The sequence below is a fragment of the Eikenella halliae genome, assembly GCF_001648475.1.
In the GTDB taxonomy this organism is placed as follows: domain Bacteria; phylum Pseudomonadota; class Gammaproteobacteria; order Burkholderiales; family Neisseriaceae; genus Eikenella; species Eikenella halliae.
Genome location: NZ_LXSQ01000007.1, coordinates 124,398 through 142,152, shown reverse-complemented (window position 1 = coordinate 142,152; position 17,755 = coordinate 124,398). Strand labels below are relative to the sequence as shown.

Below are 17,755 nucleotides of genomic sequence, written 5' to 3'. Positions count from 1 at the left end.
AAAACAAATATGGGAATTGGAGAATAAAAATGTCCACTATTTCATTAAAAAGTTTATCTATTGAAAATCTTAGAGGTTCTGTAACACCTTTTGTTCTGAATTTTGAAAAAGGCAAAAAACTGACGATCATTTATGGAGAAAATGGTACGGGGAAATCCACAATTTCAGATGCTTTTGATTTACTGGGGAATAGCAAAATTGGTTCTTTGGAAAATAGGGGCGTTGGATCTTCTACAAAAACATATTGGCCGTCTGTTGGGAAATCCCATTCAGATGTTAAAGTTTCATTAGAAACTTCAAGTGGTACCTGCATATTATCTTTAGATAAGAAAAATGTATCTGTTGATTTTGAAGTATTAAGACCACAGGTATCAGTATTGCGCCGCAGTGAGATATTAAGATTAATAGCTGCACAACCAGCAGAACGTTATAAGGAAATTCGTCAATTTATTGATGTATCTGGAATTGAAACATCAGAAAATACATTACGAAAACTAATCAATAATAAGGAGCGAGATTTTGATACTGCAATAACACGTGTAAGTGAAAATAGAAATGCTATCGAACATTTTTGGAAACAAGTAAATTGTCCAATACATGATGTTATTTCGTGGGCAAAAGATGAAGTAAAAAAAGACGTAGCTCATCTTGAAAAAAAGAAAAATAATATTGATGCTTTAATTTCTTATTGGAACAAAATTGAAGGAGGATACGAAAAGTACCTACAAATCTGTAATGAAATAGAGAATGCTGAAACCAAACTGGCTAACGATCAGGTTACACTAACCAAGTTAAGCGAAGCAGCTTCCAATAATTATTTAGAAATCATAGATATTCTTCAAGCTGCACAAAAATATTTTCATAAACATGATACCTTGGAAAAATGTCCACTTTGTGGAAGTTCCGAAAATATAAGTAATTTAGTTGAGAATGTAAATAAGCAGATTGAAGAAAATGGACTGATTGGGAAATTGAATACTGCAAAACAAACCGTTTCGAGGAGTGAAATTTCCCTAAAAAGTAAGAAACAACAGTTAGAGGATTTTTTAAAAAATACAAGAAATGATTTTAAAAAATTAGAAAATTACTGTTTGAATACATCTGAGATTCAAGACCTAGATCTTCCATTTTTTCCAGCACCTGAAGATCCAACGCAATGGTTAGAATGGACTACGGTATACAATAAGAAAGAATCTTGGAGAAAAGAAGCGGATAGATGCATAGATAGTAAGAACTTTATAGAGACATTACGACGTTCATTAAATGATCTTGCAAATAATGAAAATATTGTTAACGAGTTATCTATAACATTACCTAAATTGAAAAGAGTACTAGATATTATTGAGAGTAAGCGTAAGGAATATACAGACAATATTCTTGAGGCAATCTCAATAAGAGTCGGTGAACTTTATGAGTTAATTCATCCTAATGAAGGCTTAGATAAAATTGCCCTGGCATTAGATGCAGCCAAAAGAGGTTCTTTAGATATTTCAATGGAATTCGGCGGAAAACAAGATACCCCTCCGCAAGCATATTTTAGTGATTCTCATTTGGATACTTTGGGACTTTGTGTATTTTTAGCCTTAGCTGAACGTGAAAATCCAGAACAAAAAATACTGGTTTTAGATGATGTATTGGGTAGTGTAGATGAACCCCATGTAGAGCGTGTTATCGGCATGATTTATGATGTAATCCAGAAATTCCAACATACTATCGTTACAACACACTATCGACCTTGGCGAGAGAAATTTCGCTGGGGTATTTTAAAGCCTGAACAAGGTTGCCAATTTGTAGAGTTAAAACACTGGTCGTTGGATAGTGGAATGGCTTTAACTGGATCAATTACAGAGATTGTTCGGCTAAAAAATTTACTCGCTGATTCTGATCCAGACATACAATCTATTACTGGGAAAGCAGGCGTTATTTTAGAGGCTTTGCTGGATTTCCTGACTATAAAATATGCTTGTGCAGTTCCAAGAAAAGTAGGAAATACTTATGTACTAAGCGATTTATTGGGAGCTGTAAATGGTAAATTACTAAGAGAGCTGAAGGTTGAAAAAATAAGCGAACAAAATAATGAAGAAATTCAAATTGGTGAAATTTTAAAAGAGATACAACAAATTGCTCAAACACGAAATGTTATTGGCGCACATTTCAATGAACTTTCGTTTAATCTTTATCCCCAAGATGGATTAAGATTTGCAAAATTAGTTGAGCAATTATGTGATGCTTTAATTTGTCCGGATTATGGATGGCCAAATAAAGATACTGGAAGTTATTGGAAAAATGGTGGAGATACACGCCGGCTACACCCACTAAAGAAACCGAGTTAAGAAATATGAAAACCCAAAAACTAGAACTCACCTGGATAGGCAAACATAAACGTCCGAAATTAGAAGCGCGGATTTTGCTGGAAGACCCTGAAAAATCCTATCATGCCAAAGTGCGGTCGGAATCGGCGGCGTTTGATAACCGATTGATTTTTGGTGACAACCTGCTAGCACTTAAAGCCTTGGAGCAGGAATTTACCGGTAAGGTGAAATGCGTGTTTATTGATCCGCCGTACAACACAGGCAGTGCCTTTGCCCATTACGATGACGGGCTGGAGCATTCTATTTGGCTGGGGCTGATGCGCGACCGTTTGGAGATTATCAAACGCCTGCTTTCAGACGACGGTTCGCTGTGGATTACCATTGACGACAACGAAGCACATTATTTGAAAGTATTGTGTGATGAAGTGTTTGGTCGGGGGAATTTTGTGGCGAATGTGGTGTGGCAGAAGAAATTTTCACCTCAAAATGATGAAAAATTAATTACAGCTAGCCATGACCATGTATTGGTGTATTCAAAAAATAAAAATTTATGCGTTTTAAATCAACTATCAAGAAATGAAGCGCATGATAGTTCTTTTTCTAATCCTGATAATGATCCTCGTGGAGCTTGGTCGAGTGGTGATATGACTTCAAAAACCAAAGCAGCTGGGCACTCATACCCCGTAGTAACTCCTTCAGGAATCACACACTATCCACCAGCAGGAAGACAATGGGCTCCGTCTCTATCTACTTATGAAAAATGGCTTAGTGAAAATAGAATTTGGTTTGGCAAAAATGGAAAGAACAAGCCTAGGGTAAAACAGTTTTTGAGTGAGGTTCAAGGTGGAATAGTTCCTCTATCAATTTGGTTAAGAACAGAGGTTGGAGATAATCAAGACGCAAAAAGAGAAGTGAAAAAATTTAATGAAATAGATATTTTTGATACCCCAAAACCCGAAAGGCTTCTTCACCGTATCATCCACCTCGCCACCAATCCTGGCGATCTCGTTCTAGATTCTTTCGCAGGCTCAGGCACGACTGGCGCAGTTGCCCATAAAATGGGACGGCGTTGGATTATGGTGGAGCTTGGTGAGCATTGCCATACGCACATTATCCCACGCCTGCAAAAAGTCATCGATGGCGAAGACCAAGGTGGTATTTCCAAGGCAGTAAACTGGCAGGGAGGCGGTGGATTCCGCTATTTCCGCCTTGCGCCAACATTGATTGTCAATGACAAATGGGGCAATCAAATCATCAATCCCGACTACAACCCTGAAATGCTGGCGGAAGCCTTGGCGAAGCTGGAGGGATTTACTTATATGCCGTCTGAAAACCTTTGGTGGCAGCACGGTTATTCCAGCGAAAACGATTTTATCTACGTTACCACCCAAAGCCTATCTGTTGAACAGTTGCAGGTACTTTCAGACGAGGTTGGAGCAGGTCGCAGCCTGCTAATCTACTGCTCCGCTTGGCGTGGGATTACGGCAGATCAGGCGGCAGAGCGTTTCCCGAATCTTTCCCTAAAAAAAATCCCCAAAATGATTTTGAAACGCTGCGAATGGGGACACGACGATTACAGCTTGAACGTCGCCAATCTTCCGATGGCGGAAGAAGAGCTTGAACCAAGGTCGTCTGAAAACCAACCCGCCGCCAAAACCAAACCCGTGAAACGCCAAAGTGCGGTCAAAAATCAGGGCGGGTTGTTTGATGGAGAGGATAGTGATGGGTAAGGAAATGGCGATGATGCCCGCCGATTATGTGCAATGGTTGGCAGACATTAAAAATCGAGTGTCGGCTGCGAGGTACAAAGCGGCTTTGGCAGTAAATGCCGAACTGGTATCACTTTACTGGCATATCGGGCGGGATATTTTGCAGCGGCAGGCTGCGCAAGGCTGGGGCAGTAAAGTGATTGACCGCTTGGGGCGGGATTTGCGCGAGGCGTTTCCTGAAATGAAGGGGTTTTCCCGTGCCAACCTTCTATATATGCGGGCTTTTGCCGAAGCTTGGACTGATTTTGAAATTGTCCAACAGTCTGTTGGACAATTGCCGTGGGGTCATAATGTGCTTTTGCTTAACCGTATTAAGGAACAAGAAGCACGTTTGTTCTATGTGCAGAAAGCAATAGCGGAAAATTGGTCGCGCGCCACATTAGAAGTCCACATTAAAAACTGCCTGCACGAGCGACAAGGAAAAGCCGTTACCAATTTTGCCGCCCGTTTGCCCGCGCCGACTTCCGTATTGGCGCAAGAAACATTAAAAGATCCTTATTTGTTCGACTTTTTGAGTTTGGGCGAGGATGCGCAAGAGCGGGAAATCGAAAATGCCTTGGTGCAGCACATTACCCGTTTTTTGCTGGAATTGGGCAACGGCTTTGCTTTTGTTGGGCGGCAATACCGCTTGGAAGTAAACGGCGACGAGTTTTTTATTGATTTGCTGTTTTATCATATCCGCCTGAAATGCTATGTGGTGGTGGAATTAAAAGCCACAGCATTTAAGCCCGAACACGCAGGGCAACTGAATTTTTATTTGGCAGCAATCGATGCACAAGTGAAAGCCCTTGACGATCATCCAACCATCGGCTTGCTGTTGTGCAAAACGCAAAATCGCTTGGTGGCGGAATATGCCTTATCGGGCATAGACAAGCCGATAGGTATTGCAGAATACGAATTGGTGCGCGCCCTTCCGGAACCATTGGTAACGAATCTGCCGACAGTTGAACAGTTGGAAAATGAGTTGTCGGATTGGCAGGAAGCAAGAGATGAGCTGTCCGGAAATTCCGGATAGTTCGAATTGTGCTGGCTTGCTGCACAAAATGTCAGTTATTCGAAATGTTCGAGCAACTGATCACATATGGCGGTTTGGTTATCTAAAAAATCCAGACAGCTAAAGGAATAAAGATCAAATCGGTGATTAAGCTATTCTTGATTACTGAAAACAAGAGATAAGAGATAAAACCATGAGCATCAGAACTCAAAACTATATCAACGGACGTTTGTCTTTGCGTGCACCGCAAGCAGAAAGTTTAGCGAAGTTAAAGCAGGCGTTGGATGCTGCACCGGAAATGGCACAAAAAGACCGAGATGTGGCTGCAGTGTTGAATACTTTAAAAGCAGAGTTTTCTACTTTAGAGGATTTTGAGCGGGAATTTCCGTCATTGTGCTTTGCTTTGGCAACGGGGGTGGGGAAAACCCGCCTAATGGGAGCATTTATCGCCTATCTGCATTTGGCACACGGTATCAATAATTTTTTTGTACTTGCGCCGAACCTGACGATTTATAACAAGCTGATTGCAGACTTTACACCGAATACGCCGAAATATGTGTTTAAGGGAATCAGTGAATTTGCGGTAAATCCACCCAAACTCATTAGCGGCAACAACTATGAACAGCAGAATTTGAGTATGGGGATGGATAATCTTTTTGGTGAGATTACCGTTAATGTATTCAACATTTCGAAGATAAATAGCGAAGTGCGAGGAGGCAAAGAGCCGAAAATCAAGCGGATGCGAGAAGTACTGGGCGATAGTTATTTCAATTATCTAGCAAATCTACCTGATTTGGTATTGCTGATGGATGAATCACATCGCTATCGGGCGCAGGCGGGGATGCGGGCGATTAATGAATTAAATCCGCTTTTTGGCTTAGAGTTAACTGCTACGCCATTTGTGGAATCCACCAAAGCACCTATTCCGTTCAAAAATGTGATTGTAGATTATCCTTTGGCTCGGGCAATGGACGATGGTTTTGTCAAAATGCCTGCCGTAGTAACACAGCGCAATTTTGATGCGAAAAATTATACGCCCGAAGAAATTGAGAAAATCAAGTTAGAAGATGGCGTGCGTGTGCATGAAAACACCAAGGTCGAGCTTATGACTTATGCTCGGGAAAATAATGTTGCCATGGTGAAGCCTTTTATGCTGGTGATTGCCCGCGATACCACACATGCGGCGCAATTATTGTCTTTACTGGAATCGGATAACTTTTATAACGGGCGTTATCAGGGCAAAGTGATTCAGGTGGATTCGAGTAAATCAGGCAAAGACGAAGAAGAAATGATTGAACGACTTTTAGCGGTGGAGAGCGTGGATGAGCCGACGGAAATCGTGATTCATGTCAATATGCTCAAAGAGGGCTGGGACGTTACCAATCTTTATACCATCGTACCGTTGCGCGCTGCCAATGCTAGAACACTGATCGAGCAATCTATCGGACGCGGTTTGCGTCTGCCTTACGGTAAACGCACGGGAGTGGAAGTGGTGGATAGATTGAACATTATCGCCCACGACCGCTTTCAGGAAATCATCGATGAAGCTAATAAAGGTGATTCAGTGCTGAAATTGAAACAGGTAATTTTGGATGCACCAAGTGCGGACGATAAAAAAGTCAGCGTGCAGGTGTATAGCGGAGTGGAAACGAAATTGGGATTGGCGGAAACGTCGTCTGAAAATACAAAACAAGGTATTTCAGAAACCAATTCTTCAGTCGATTATCAGCCTGTTTTTAAAACTGAAACCGAAAAACGCATTGCCCGAAAGGTAATGGAAGCTGCTGCAAAATATGCTTCCCGTCCAAGTGAGGCTCCAACTTCCCAAGCATTATTGACAGTGGAAATCCGCGAAAAAATCGTTCAAGAAGTTCAGACGGCATTACAACCGGCTCAAGGGGAATTGCTAGTGGATGAGCTGGATATAGCTGAGATTGTTGCTAAAACCACAGAAACAATGGTGAATCAAACCATCGATATTCCTAGAATTACAGTTGTACCCAGCGGGGAAGTTAGCACGGGATTCCATCCATTCAAACTCGATTTAAGCAGCCTGCATCTACAACCGAGTGAACGTGAAATCACTATTCACAATCTGCACACTAATGAACAAAGTAGCCTGTCTGCTGAATTGGGTATGAAGGAAAAACGCCCTGAAGACTATATTGTTTTTTCGCTGATGGATTTCGACGATATCGACTATTTCACGCAGGCTGACCTGCTTTACGATTTGGCGGGGCAGATGGTGGCGCACCTACGCGCTTATTTATCCGAAGAGGAAGTTTTGAGTGTGCTGGATAAAGAACGCCGTCTGATAGCCCGTGAAATCCATGCCCAAATGATGGCGCATTTTTGGGAAAAAGCGGCAAGTTATGAAGTACGCGTCAGCCAAGGATTTAGTACGCTCAAACCATGCAACTATACTGTTTCAGCTGATGAACCGATTCATTCGGTGCGTCAAACACCAAAAGATGTCAGCCGTATTAAGCAAATGCTGTTTGGTAGCTTTTCCAAATGTCTGTATCCATTACAAAAATTCGACTCTGATACTGAACGCCGTTTTGCTGTGATTCTGGAACGAGACGCGCAAAAATGGTTCAAACCAGCGCAAGGACAATTCCAGATCTACTGGAAATCAGGTTTGGATTCTAAAGAATATATCCCTGATTTTGTTGTAGAAACCGAAGATTCTATCTGGCTTGTCGAAACTAAAGCAGGTAAAGATTTAAAAGATCCTGAAGTTTTGGCAAAAGCTGATGCAGCTTTTGAATGGTGCAAACACGCTACGGATTATGCGTTACAGCACAATGGTAAGCATTGGCGTTATGTACTGATTTCCCATGATGAAGTCGTTGAATCAAAAAAATTGGCGGATTTTTTAAGGTTTGAGAAAAAGTCTGTCTAAAGCGAATCGCACTTATCAAGTGCGTGGATTGAAACTAAAATTTATAGGTTATCAGTAAAAATCAGCCGCTTTCGGGCGGCTGTGTGTTAAGGAGTTTGTATGGCAAACCAAATCCGCCTACACATTTGGGGCGATTATGCCTGTTTTACCCGTCCGGAGATGAAGGTGGAGCGGGTGTCTTATGATGTCATCACGCCGTCGGCGGCGCGCGGGATTTTGGCGGCGGTGCATTGGAAGCCGGCGATTCGGTGGGTGATTGACCGGATTTATGTGTTAAAGCCGATTCGGTTTGAGTCGGTGCGGCGCAATGAGTTGGGCGGCAAGATTTCGGCGGGCAAGGTCAGCGGTGCGATGAAGCGTAAGAGCGTTGCCGATTTATATACGCTGATTGAAGACGACCGCCAGCAGCGCGCGGCGACGGTGCTTAAAGACGTGGCTTATGTGATTGAAGCCCATGCGGTGCTGACGGCAAAAGCGGGGGCGGATGAGACCGTTACCAAGCATATCGAGATGTTCAAACGCCGTGCGAAAAAGGGGCAATGCTTTCAGCAGCCTTGTTTGGGCGTGCGTGAATTTCCTGCCGATTTTGCGTTGATTGACGAGGGCGAGCCGCTGCCGCCGTCGGCATTATTGGAAAGCGAGGCAAACCGCGATTTAGGTTGGATGCTGCACGACATTGATTTTGACCACGGCAACACGCCGCATTTTTTCCGCGCGGAAATGAAAGACGGCGTGATTGATGTGCCGCCGTTTTACGCCGAGGAGGTGAAAGCATGATTCTTGCGTCCCTTGCCCGCTATTACCGCCGCTTGGCAGCGGAAACCGATGAAATGGGCAACCCGAAAGTGCCGCCTTATGGCTTTAGTGAGGAGAAAATCGGCTGGATTTTGGTGTTGGATAAAGAAGGTCGTCTGAAAACCGTTGTGCCGAATCTGACTGCCGATAAAAAGCCGCAACCGAAGCTGATGAGCGTGCCGCGCCCTGAAAAACGCACATCGGGTATCAAACCGAATTTTTTGTGGGATAAAACCGCCTACGCGCTTGGCGTGGAAGCCAATAAAAACAAAGCCGAAGCCAAAGAAAAACCGTTTACGTCGTCTGAAAAAACCTTGGACGCCTTCAAGCAATACCATCTCGATATACTGCAAAACAGTGAAGATGAGGGCTTGCAAGCCTTGTGCCGTTTTCTGCAAAACTGGCAGCCTGCACATTTTGCTGCCGAAAATCTGCCAGCCGAAATGCTCGATGCCAACATCGCATTTTCTCTTGAAAAACCGACCGCACTTATCCATAAACGCGAAGCTGCACAAACCTTGTGGGCAGGCTGCCTGAAAAGCGATGAAGCGCTCGAAGGCCTGTGCCTGATTAGCGGCGATACTGCCCCAATTGCAAGGCTGCATCCCGCGATTAAAGGCGTGTTTGGCGGGCAAAGTTCCGGCGGTTCGATTATTTCGTTCAACAAAGAAGCTTTTGCCTCTTTCGGTAAGGAGCAAGGTGCAAACGCCCCTGTTTCCGAACAATCCGCTTTTGCCTACACCACCGCGCTGAACTATCTGTTGCGCCGCGAAAATAATCACTGTTTGACCATCGGCGACGCCAGCACGGTTTTTTGGGCGGAAGCGGATGATAACGCAACTGCGCAGGCTGCCGAGGGCTTCTTCGCGCAAGTGTTCACGCCACCGGATGACGAACAAGAAAGTGCTAAAATTTTCAACGTATTGGAACAAATGGGCAAAGGTCGCCCGCTGCAAGAAATTGCGCCCGAACTCTCTCCCAATACCCGTTTTTATATCTTAGGGCTTGCCCCCAATGCCGCGCGGATTTCTGTTCGGTTTTGGCTGGACACCACGTTTGGGCAGCTGGCGGAAAATTTGGCGCAGCATTGGCAAGATTTAGCCATTGAGCCTTGCGCGTGGAAAACGCCGCCGTCTATTTGGCGACTTTTATTGCAAACTGCCGTGCTGGGCAAAAGCGAAAATATCTCGCCCGTATTGGCAGGCGAAATGACCCGCGCCGTGATTTGCGGCACGCCGTATCCCTTAAGTTTGCTGTCGCAACTGATTACCCGAATCCGCGCTGACGGCGACGTGAACGGTCTGCGCGTGGCAATGATGAAAGCCGTATTACAGCGGCGTTTTAGAAAAGGTTTTATCGAAGAAGGAGTTCCTATGAGTTTGAACAATGAAAGCCCGAATCGCGCCTATCTTTTAGGGCGGCTGTTTGCCGTGTTGGAGCGCATTCAATATCAGGCGTTGGGCGAATTAAATGCCGGCATTGCCGACCGCTATTACGGCTCTGCCTCCGCCGTGCCGTTTTCGGTTTTTCCGCGCCTTTTGTCGGGTGCAAAACACCATTTATCGCGCTTGCGTAAAGACAAAGCCGGCATGGCGGTGAATTTGGATAAAGATTTGGGCGAAATCATTGCCAAACTGCCCGAAACCTTTCCGCGCCATTTGAGCATTGACGAGCAAGGCCGCTTCGCCATCGGCTATTACCATCAAAAACAAAGCTATTTTGCTAAAAAAGAAACCGCTGAAACTATTGAAAATTAAGGAGCCAGAAAATGTCTGCTATTCAAAACCGCTATGAATTTGTTTACTTTTTTGACGTAACCAACGGCAACCCCAACGGCGATCCCGATGCGGGCAATATGCCGCGCCTTGACCCCGAATCCAGCAAAGGCTTGGTAACCGATGTCTGCCTGAAACGCAAAATCCGTAATTTTGTCGAAATCAGTAGCGAAAACGAAGCCGGTTACGAAATCTACGTCAAAGAAAAAAGCGTGCTGAACCTGCAAAACAAACGCGCTTATGAAGCACTCGGCATTGAGTCAGAAGCCAAAAAACTGCCTAAAGACGAAACCAAAGCCCGCGACATTACCGCCTGGATGTGCAAAAACTTCTTTGATATCCGCACCTTCGGCGCCGTGATGACCACCGAAGTTAACAGCGGACAAGTGCGCGGTCCGGTGCAACTGGCGTTTGCCCAATCCATCGACCCGATTGTGCCGCTGGAAGTTTCCATCACCCGCATGGCGGTCACCAACGAAAAAGACTTGGAAAAAGAACGCACCATGGGGCGCAAATACATCGTCCCTTACGCGCTCTACCGCGTGCACGGCTTTATCTCCGCCAACCTTGCCGCTAAAACCGGCTTTTCAGACGACGACTTAGCCAAACTCTGGCAAGCCCTGACGCTGATGTTTGAACACGACCGCTCCGCCGCCCGTGGCGAAATGGCGGCGCGCAAACTGATTGTTTTTAAACACGACAGCGCACTCGGCAGCCAGCCTGCACATAAACTGTTTGACGCCGTGAAAGTTGAACGCGTAAACGGCGAATCAGGTACGCCCGCCAGCGGTTTTGGCGATTACAACATCAGTGTGGTTTCAGACGGCCTCAATGGCGTGAGTGTGGAAGAGTTGCTGTAAAAACACTTAAAAAGATGACCGCACTTTTAACCGAAACCCAAGGGGGAAATCAGGACACGCGCCTGATTCCCCTTTCTGCCCTGCAACACTACGCCTTTTGCCCGCGTCAATGCGCGCTGATTCACAACGAGCAGGCGTGGGCGGAGAACTATTTGACTGCGCAGGGCAAGGCACTGCATGAGCGGGTGGATTCGGGCGAACCGGAAACGCGCAAGGGCGTGCGCTTTGATCGGACGGTGCATGTGTCGGCGGAGAAACTGGGCATCAGCGGCGTGTTGGATTTGGTGGAAGTGGATACAAAAACAGGTCGTCTTAAACCCGTGGAATACAAACGCGGCAAGCCCAAACCCGACCCGATGGACGAAATCCAGCTTTGTGCCCAAGGCTTGTGCTTGGAAGAAATGACGGGGCAAACCGTCCTTGAGGGCGCGCTGTGGTATATGCAAACCCGCCATCGCGTCCCCGTCGTGTTTTCAGACGACCTGCGTGCCCAAACACTCGCCACCATCGCCGCCGTCCGCGAACTCCTAATCAGCGGCCAAACCCCGCGACCCGATTATGGTAAACGCTGCAAAGCCTGCTCACTGGTGGAAATTTGCCAGCCGGAGTTGCTGGGGAAACGGGATAAGAGTGTGGGGTATGTGGCGGGGTTGTTTGGGAATTAACTTTTAATAAGCATGTAATTATAAAAGGAATGTTATGAATGAAGATCAAGCTCATGAATTTGAGTTCTTAATGAAAAATCGTCCACATGTAGTTTTACTTGGTGCAGGGGCTACAATGGCAGCTATACCTAATGGCGATAAAAATGGTAGAAAATCATCTGTTATGAATAATTTTATTGAAGAGCTAGGGATGTCTTCGATAATAAAAAATGTCAATTTAAATACCAAAAGTAATAACTTGGAGGATATTTATTCAGAATTACACGATCGAGTTGATTGTCAGTTCATCAGAGAGGAATTAGATAATAAGATAAGAGAATATTTTTCTTGTTTAGAAATTCCTGATGAACCTAATATATACGATTTAATTTTATTGTCCTTAAGACAAAAGGACTTGGTAGCAACTTTTAATTGGGATCCGCTGTTATTGCAAGCATATCAACGTGCTGTTCGTATTACGAGCGATCTCCCAGATTTGGCTTTTTTACATGGTAATGTTTCAGTAGGATATTGTAGTGAGCATAAGTGCGGTGGAAATTTAAATGGTAATGTTTGTCGTGAGTGTAAAAAACCGTTCCAACCTAGCAGGCTGTTATATCCCATACGTCAGAAAAATTATGCGGCAGATCCATTTACACAAGATAATTGGAAGGCTGTAAGGAGTGCATTTAGACGCGCTTACCTTGTTACGGTTTTTGGATATAGTGCACCAGCAACAGATACAGAAGCTATTTCTCTATTAAAAGAATCTTGGGGAAATTTTGAGGATAGGAATCTTGAAGAGTTTGAATTTATTGATATTCGTTCTGAAGATGAATTGATAGATAGTTGGTCTGAATTTATACACTCTCATCATTATAGTGTAGTTAATAACTTTTTTAATTCACGTCTTGCTCGTAACCCAAGAAGAACAACGGTTGAGCTATTTGATAGGACGATGAACTGTATATGGGATGAGTCAGACTCAAGTTTTTCTTTTAGAGCAAATATGACATGGGATGAAATTGAAAATATAGTAGAAGTTTTGGTTCAGGAAGAAAAAGTGCTTGAACCCAAAAATTTTTTGAGAACTAAGACTAAACCATTATAAATTGGCAACTTACCCATCATTTTTCAGGTAGCCAGCCTCATCGCCCCCAAAAGTGCGGTCAAAACCCAAGGAGTTTTTCCTATGCGCAAACTGCAAAACACCCTCTATATCACCACCCAAGGCAGCTATCTGCATAAGGAGCGGGAGACGTTGGTGGTGGAGCAGGAGCGTAAGAAGGTGGCGCAGTTGCCGGTGCATTCCATCGGGCATATTTTTTGTTTCGGGAATGTGTTGGTATCGCCGTTTTTGTTGGGATTTTGCGGCGAAAATAATGTGAATTTGGCGTTTTTTACCGAAAACGGACGTTTCTTGGGGCGACTTCAGGGGCGGCAGAGCGGCAATGTGCTGTTGCGTCGGGCGCAGTATCGGGTGTCGGAGCAAAATCCCGTACCGATTGCGCGCAATATCATCGCGGCGAAGATTCAGGCGAGTAAGCGGGTGCTTCAGCGGCAGATTCGTAATTACGGCGAGAATGCGGCGATTCAAAATTCAGTCGATGCTTTGAATATTTCGTTGCGGCAGTTGAAGGGCGCGGCGGAGCTGGACGTGGTGCGCGGCATTGAAGGCGATGCGGCAGCGCGTTATTTCGGCGTGTTCGGGCAACTTTTGAGCGAAAAAAGCGGCTTTTCTTTTGACGGGCGTAACCGCCGTCCACCCAGAGATGGGGTGAACGCGCTGTTGTCGTTTGTATACAGCATCTTGGGCAAGGACATCAGCGGCGCGCTACAAGGCGTGGGGCTGGATCCGCAAGTGGGCTTTCTGCACGCCGACCGACCGGGACGCGACAGTTTGGCGCAAGATATTTTGGAAGAATTCCGCGCGTGGTGGGCAGACAGGCTGGTGTTGTCGCTGATTAACCGAGGGCAAATCAAACCGCAGGATTTCGTTACCGAGGCAAGCGGCGCGGTAAGCTTGAAAGCCGATGCGCGCAAGCTGTTGTTCCAAGCCTTGCAGGCGAAAAAGCAGGAAAAAATCGTGCATCCGTTTTTAGGCGAGGAAGTGGAAATCGGGCTACTGCCATATATTCAGGCAATGCTGTTGGCGCGGCACTTGCGCGGAGATTTGGCGGAATATCCGCCGTTTTTGATGAGATAGGTTTGGCGGTACGTTCTGATTTTAAATACAAAGAAAGGACTGCCATCGCATCTGCCTCGTATGCTGGAAAATTTCAGGTAGCCTTCTTGTTTTACCCGGCAGGCTTGAGCCAGCGGAAGGCGCGGCGCAGTTCGGCGGTGCCGTCGGTTTCGTAGCAGCGGCCGTGGGCAAGGATGATTTTTTCGGGCTGCCAAGCGAGCATTTGCGCCAGGCTCTCGCGGGCGGCGGCGCGGTTGCGGAAGGTGGCGCGCCAGTCGGGCGGGGTTTTGCCGTCGGGATCGGCGATGCCGACCCATTTCATTACCTGCGCCCAGAAGCGGCTGGAGAATTTGGCGGGCTCGAAGTTTTCGATGAGGTCGGCGAGGATTAGGGTGCGGCTGGCGTGGTGGAAGAATACGGTTTCGGTCATGACTGAGCTGCCGAGGAAGGGGAGCTGGGCGATGTCGTCTGCCCATTGGGGTGGGGCGCTGGGGCCCAAATCGGCATCGAAGGATACGGCGATGCGCTGGGCGGCGGCGCGTTCGCATACGCCGAGGCTGGCCCAGGCGGTGGCTTGGGGGTAGTGTTTTTGCCAGGCGGGGATGTGGGCGTAGTGGATGCGGTTGGGCGAGACGAGGTGGCGCACTTCGCCCAGTGCGTTGATTTGGGATAACAGTTCTGGGTTCGGCTCGATAGGAGAGTGGCACCAGAGGCCGCCATCGGCGAGGCGGATAACCGTCATGCGGGTGCTGAAGGGGATGCTCAGGCCGAGCGGAAAGGCCATGCGCACGATGCCGCCGTCGGCAATCCAGATATTGCTGCCGAAGGGCTTGAGGGTGTGAAGAGGGCGGTAGAGGTGGATAGGGGTGGACATAGTATTTCCTTTTTTCAGGTAGCCTTGGATGGGGCTACCTGAAATATTTTATTACCGTTTCGTGCGTTTGGCGAAGTTCATTAGGCTCATCCCGGCCACCACGGCTGCGCCGCCAATCAATAATGAGACGTGCGGTGGCTCGTGCAGCCAAAAGGTGGCGATGGCGATGCCGAATACGGGCACGAGTGCCATGTAGGCCGAGGCTGTGCCGACACCGAGCCGGCGGATGCCGTCGAAATACCAAAGATAGGCCAGCATGGTGGCGCCGAAAGACATGGCGGCGAGCAGCAGCCATACCCAGGCGGGCGTGTGCTGCAGGCTGTGGGTGAACGCGCCGCCTTCGTAAAATGCGGTTAGAAACAGCAGCATCAGTGCGCCGATGGCTACGGTGGCGGCGGTGGTGAGGAGGGGGCTGATGCCTTGCAGCAAAACGCGGCCGATGAGGGCGTAGCCTGTCCAGCACAGCACGGTAGTGAGCAGCAGGTATTCGCCCGTGCCGAGGCCGCCGGCCAATATGGACAGGGGGTTGCCGCGCGCGATGGCGGTGAGCGCGCCGAACACGGCCAAGGCCATACCGACCACTATGCCTCCATTGAGCCGTTCTTTAAACAGCACGGCGGCCAGCAGCAGTGTCGGAATGGGGTTGAGTGCCACCACGGTGGCGGCCTTGCCGGCGGGAACGTGTTGCAGCGCCTGCATGAAAAACACCGCATAGCTGCATACGCCGAACGCCGCAGCCGCGGCCAAACCCGCCCATTGGCGCAGGGTGAGCCGGAGCAGCGGGCGCGTGCCTTCTTTCAGTAACAGCCAGCCCACCAACAGGATGGCGGCCAGTATGAAACGCAGCGTGGCAGCCGTGAGCGGGGGCATGGATTGAACCACGGCTCTGCCCCACGACCAGTTTGCGCCCCACAGCAAGGCCATGCCGAGGAGCTGCAGGTGCGGGCGTAAAGAGTGTGTGTGCATAAATATCCTGTGTGTAGTGGATTAAAATCGCAATGATACGGCGTTGGCTCGCCTTGACGTACTACCTGTACGCCTTGCGGCTCGCCGCCTTGTCTCATTTTTATTTTAATCCACTATATTTGGTTTTTTAGCTACTTTATTAGAGGCTACCTGAAAAAGGGGCTACCTGAAAGCGGGGTTGCCGCACGGCGGAGGCGGCGGTTTGAATTTTAAGGTTTGTCGGCGGCGAGCACCACGAAATTGTAGTGCTGGAAATAGAGCGTGGGCGGCAGGCCGGCGGCGGCAAGCCATTGGAATTGGCCGGACAGGGTGGCCATGCGGTCGAGTTTGATGCGCTCGAAGGCGGCGGCTTTGGCTTCGGCGGACAAATCGGGATGGGCGGTTACGTGCCGCCGCCAGTGTTCGGTGTAGGCGGTTTCGGCGGCTGCGGTTTCGCCCAGCACTTGGTCGGCGTTGATGAAGCGGCCGCGCGGGGCGAGCAGGCGGGCGATTTGGCGGAACAGGGTTTGCTTTTGTGGGTTGTCGAGGTGGTGGATGGCGAGGGCGGAGACGATGAGGTCGAAGCCGTTTTCAGGTAGCCTGTCATCGGGTGCGAGCCGGGCGAGGTCTTGTTCGATAAAGTGGACATTTGGCAGGCCGCGGAAGCGTTCCCGCGCCTTGGCGAGCATCTGCACGGAGAGGTCGGCCAGGATGAATTCGGCCTGGGGGCAGCGTGTGTGCACGAAGGCGCTCATCAGGCCGGTGCCCGCGCCGAGGTCGAGCACGCGGCGCACGTTGGGTACGGCGGCGGCGAGCTCGGCAGCGGTTTGGTAGAAGAGGTCGAAACAGGGGATGAGGGCGCGGCGCTGGCCGTCGTATTGTTCGGATACGGCGTTGAACTGGCTTTGGAGGGGTGGGGGCATGTTTTTCTCGGGCAGTCGGCTTCAGGTAGCCTGTTGGTGCATTGAGGCTACCTGAAAGCGGGTGGTGCGGGTTGCGGCGAGGCTGAAGTTATCGGCTCGGCCATCTGCTTTATTCCGCCCAAACCACGGTTTCGGCGGCATCGCGGCGCGGTTTGGGCTGAATGTCGCGGGCGCGGTAGCCGAAGGTGGCGGCCACGGACACGCCGTATTCGGCGGGGTCGAGCAGCCCGGCTTGGGCGAGGATGTGTTCCACGGCGGCGTAGTCCATGCCTTCTATGGGGCAGGAGTCGATGCCGAGCATGGCGGCGCCGGTGAGCATATTGGCCAGGGCGATGTAGCTTTGTTTGCTCGCCCAGTCAAATAGGGCGCGTTCGTCGTCGGCAATGGCGATATCGTGGATTTGGAAGCTGCGGTAGCGCTCAAGGGCGGCGGCGCGCTGCTCTGGGGGGAAGCCGCGCCGGTCCATCAGCTCGCTGAAAAAGGGAGTGTCGTAGCGGGCGTGTTTTTTCGCCAGCAGGATCACTAGGTGGCTGGCTTCGGTAATGCTGCTTTGCATACCCCAGGCCACGGGCTTGATTTTTTCGCGCAGCCCTTGGTTTTGTATCACCAGAAACTTCCACGGTTCGGAGCCGACGGAGCTGGGCGAGAGGCGGCCGAAATCGAGGATGGCGGCGAAATCTTCGGCGCTGATTTTGCGTGCGGGGTCGTAGTGGCGGGTGGAAACGCGGCGGCGGAAAATATCGAGGGCTTGCTGGCGGGTGAGGATCATGACGC

Annotated in this window: 14 protein-coding genes; 10 read left to right on the top strand and 4 right to left on the bottom strand. The window is 48.5% G+C overall.

Annotated elements, in window-relative coordinates; all coding sequences use genetic code 11:
* Positions 1-29 precede the first annotated feature (29 nt).
* From A7Q00_RS02850 to cas1c, 10 genes are all read left to right on the top strand, one after another.
* Positions 30-2,333: an AAA family ATPase gene (locus A7Q00_RS02850; protein WP_082887717.1), complete on the top strand. Its 2,304-nt coding sequence runs from the start codon at positions 30-32 to the stop codon at positions 2,331-2,333.
* Between the two features lie 5 nt (positions 2,334-2,338).
* Complete coding sequence (locus A7Q00_RS02845; RefSeq protein ID WP_064089133.1) at positions 2,339-4,042, top strand: site-specific DNA-methyltransferase; 1,704 nt, start codon at positions 2,339-2,341, stop codon at positions 4,040-4,042.
* Positions 4,043-4,052: 10 nt separating this feature from the next.
* The gene (locus tag A7Q00_RS02840; protein ID WP_218915553.1) at positions 4,053-5,096 is read left to right on the top strand and encodes a PDDEXK nuclease domain-containing protein; all 1,044 of its coding nucleotides are present in this window, start codon (positions 4,053-4,055) and stop codon (positions 5,094-5,096) included.
* Between the two features lie 172 nt (positions 5,097-5,268).
* Positions 5,269-7,980, top strand: a complete 2,712-nt coding sequence (locus A7Q00_RS02835) for a DEAD/DEAH box helicase family protein (RefSeq protein WP_064089131.1) — start codon at positions 5,269-5,271, stop codon at positions 7,978-7,980.
* A gap of 99 nt (positions 7,981-8,079) precedes the next feature.
* Entirely contained in the window at positions 8,080-8,757 is a 678-nt protein-coding gene (cas5c, locus tag A7Q00_RS02830) for a type I-C CRISPR-associated protein Cas5c (RefSeq protein WP_064089130.1), read from the top strand.
* Positions 8,754-10,532, top strand: coding sequence for a type I-C CRISPR-associated protein Cas8c/Csd1 (gene cas8c, locus A7Q00_RS02825; protein WP_064089129.1), 1,779 nt, complete (start codon positions 8,754-8,756; stop codon positions 10,530-10,532). Before cas5c ends, cas8c begins: the two co-directional genes overlap by 4 nt.
* A gap of 11 nt (positions 10,533-10,543) precedes the next feature.
* Positions 10,544-11,410, top strand: a complete 867-nt coding sequence (gene cas7c, locus A7Q00_RS02820; protein ID WP_064089128.1) for a type I-C CRISPR-associated protein Cas7/Csd2 — start codon at positions 10,544-10,546, stop codon at positions 11,408-11,410.
* A gap of 14 nt (positions 11,411-11,424) precedes the next feature.
* A complete protein-coding gene (gene cas4, locus A7Q00_RS02815) occupies positions 11,425-12,075 on the top strand; it encodes a CRISPR-associated protein Cas4 (protein WP_064089127.1) in 651 nt (216 codons plus the stop codon).
* Between the two features lie 34 nt (positions 12,076-12,109).
* Positions 12,110-13,165 (top strand): hypothetical protein, encoded by a 1,056-nt coding sequence (locus tag A7Q00_RS12700; RefSeq protein ID WP_082887716.1) that lies wholly within the window; start codon positions 12,110-12,112, stop codon positions 13,163-13,165.
* An 81-nt stretch (positions 13,166-13,246) separates the two neighbouring features.
* Entirely contained in the window at positions 13,247-14,260 is a 1,014-nt protein-coding gene (gene cas1c / locus A7Q00_RS02810; protein WP_064089126.1) for a type I-C CRISPR-associated endonuclease Cas1c, read from the top strand.
* Between the two features lie 91 nt (positions 14,261-14,351).
* Here the strand turns inward: cas1c and A7Q00_RS02805 are convergent, their stop codons facing one another.
* The 4 genes from A7Q00_RS02805 to A7Q00_RS02790 all read right to left on the bottom strand — a co-directional run bounded on the left by A7Q00_RS02805 (position 14,352) and on the right by A7Q00_RS02790 (position 17,750).
* Positions 14,352-15,113, bottom strand: a complete 762-nt coding sequence (locus tag A7Q00_RS02805; protein ID WP_064089125.1) for a DUF4336 domain-containing protein — start codon at positions 15,111-15,113, stop codon at positions 14,352-14,354.
* A gap of 51 nt (positions 15,114-15,164) precedes the next feature.
* On the bottom strand, positions 15,165-16,079 hold the full coding sequence (locus A7Q00_RS02800) for a DMT family transporter (protein WP_064089124.1): 915 nt from the start codon (positions 16,077-16,079) through the stop codon (positions 15,165-15,167).
* Between the two features lie 209 nt (positions 16,080-16,288).
* A complete protein-coding gene (locus A7Q00_RS02795; protein ID WP_064089123.1) occupies positions 16,289-16,981 on the bottom strand; it encodes a class I SAM-dependent methyltransferase in 693 nt (230 codons plus the stop codon).
* Positions 16,982-17,090: 109 nt separating this feature from the next.
* Positions 17,091-17,750: an NAD(P)H-dependent oxidoreductase gene (locus tag A7Q00_RS02790; protein ID WP_064089122.1), complete on the bottom strand. Its 660-nt coding sequence runs from the start codon at positions 17,748-17,750 to the stop codon at positions 17,091-17,093.
* Positions 17,751-17,755 lie beyond the last annotated feature (5 nt).

Coding starts and splice junctions, on each gene's coding strand:
- A7Q00_RS02850 (WP_082887717.1), top strand. CDS start 30: ATGTCCACTATTTCATTAAAAAGTTTATCTATTGAAAATCTTAGAGGT.
- A7Q00_RS02845 (WP_064089133.1), top strand. CDS start 2,339: ATGAAAACCCAAAAACTAGAACTCACCTGGATAGGCAAACATAAACGT.
- A7Q00_RS02840 (WP_218915553.1), top strand. CDS start 4,053: ATGATGCCCGCCGATTATGTGCAATGGTTGGCAGACATTAAAAATCGA.
- A7Q00_RS02835 (WP_064089131.1), top strand. CDS start 5,269: ATGAGCATCAGAACTCAAAACTATATCAACGGACGTTTGTCTTTGCGT.
- cas5c (WP_064089130.1), top strand. CDS start 8,080: ATGGCAAACCAAATCCGCCTACACATTTGGGGCGATTATGCCTGTTTT.
- cas8c (WP_064089129.1), top strand. CDS start 8,754: ATGATTCTTGCGTCCCTTGCCCGCTATTACCGCCGCTTGGCAGCGGAA.
- cas7c (WP_064089128.1), top strand. CDS start 10,544: ATGTCTGCTATTCAAAACCGCTATGAATTTGTTTACTTTTTTGACGTA.
- cas4 (WP_064089127.1), top strand. CDS start 11,425: ATGACCGCACTTTTAACCGAAACCCAAGGGGGAAATCAGGACACGCGC.
- A7Q00_RS12700 (WP_082887716.1), top strand. CDS start 12,110: ATGAATGAAGATCAAGCTCATGAATTTGAGTTCTTAATGAAAAATCGT.
- cas1c (WP_064089126.1), top strand. CDS start 13,247: ATGCGCAAACTGCAAAACACCCTCTATATCACCACCCAAGGCAGCTAT.
- A7Q00_RS02805 (WP_064089125.1), bottom strand. CDS start 15,113: ATGTCCACCCCTATCCACCTCTACCGCCCTCTTCACACCCTCAAGCCC.
- A7Q00_RS02800 (WP_064089124.1), bottom strand. CDS start 16,079: ATGCACACACACTCTTTACGCCCGCACCTGCAGCTCCTCGGCATGGCC.
- A7Q00_RS02795 (WP_064089123.1), bottom strand. CDS start 16,981: ATGCCCCCACCCCTCCAAAGCCAGTTCAACGCCGTATCCGAACAATAC.
- A7Q00_RS02790 (WP_064089122.1), bottom strand. CDS start 17,750: ATGATCCTCACCCGCCAGCAAGCCCTCGATATTTTCCGCCGCCGCGTT.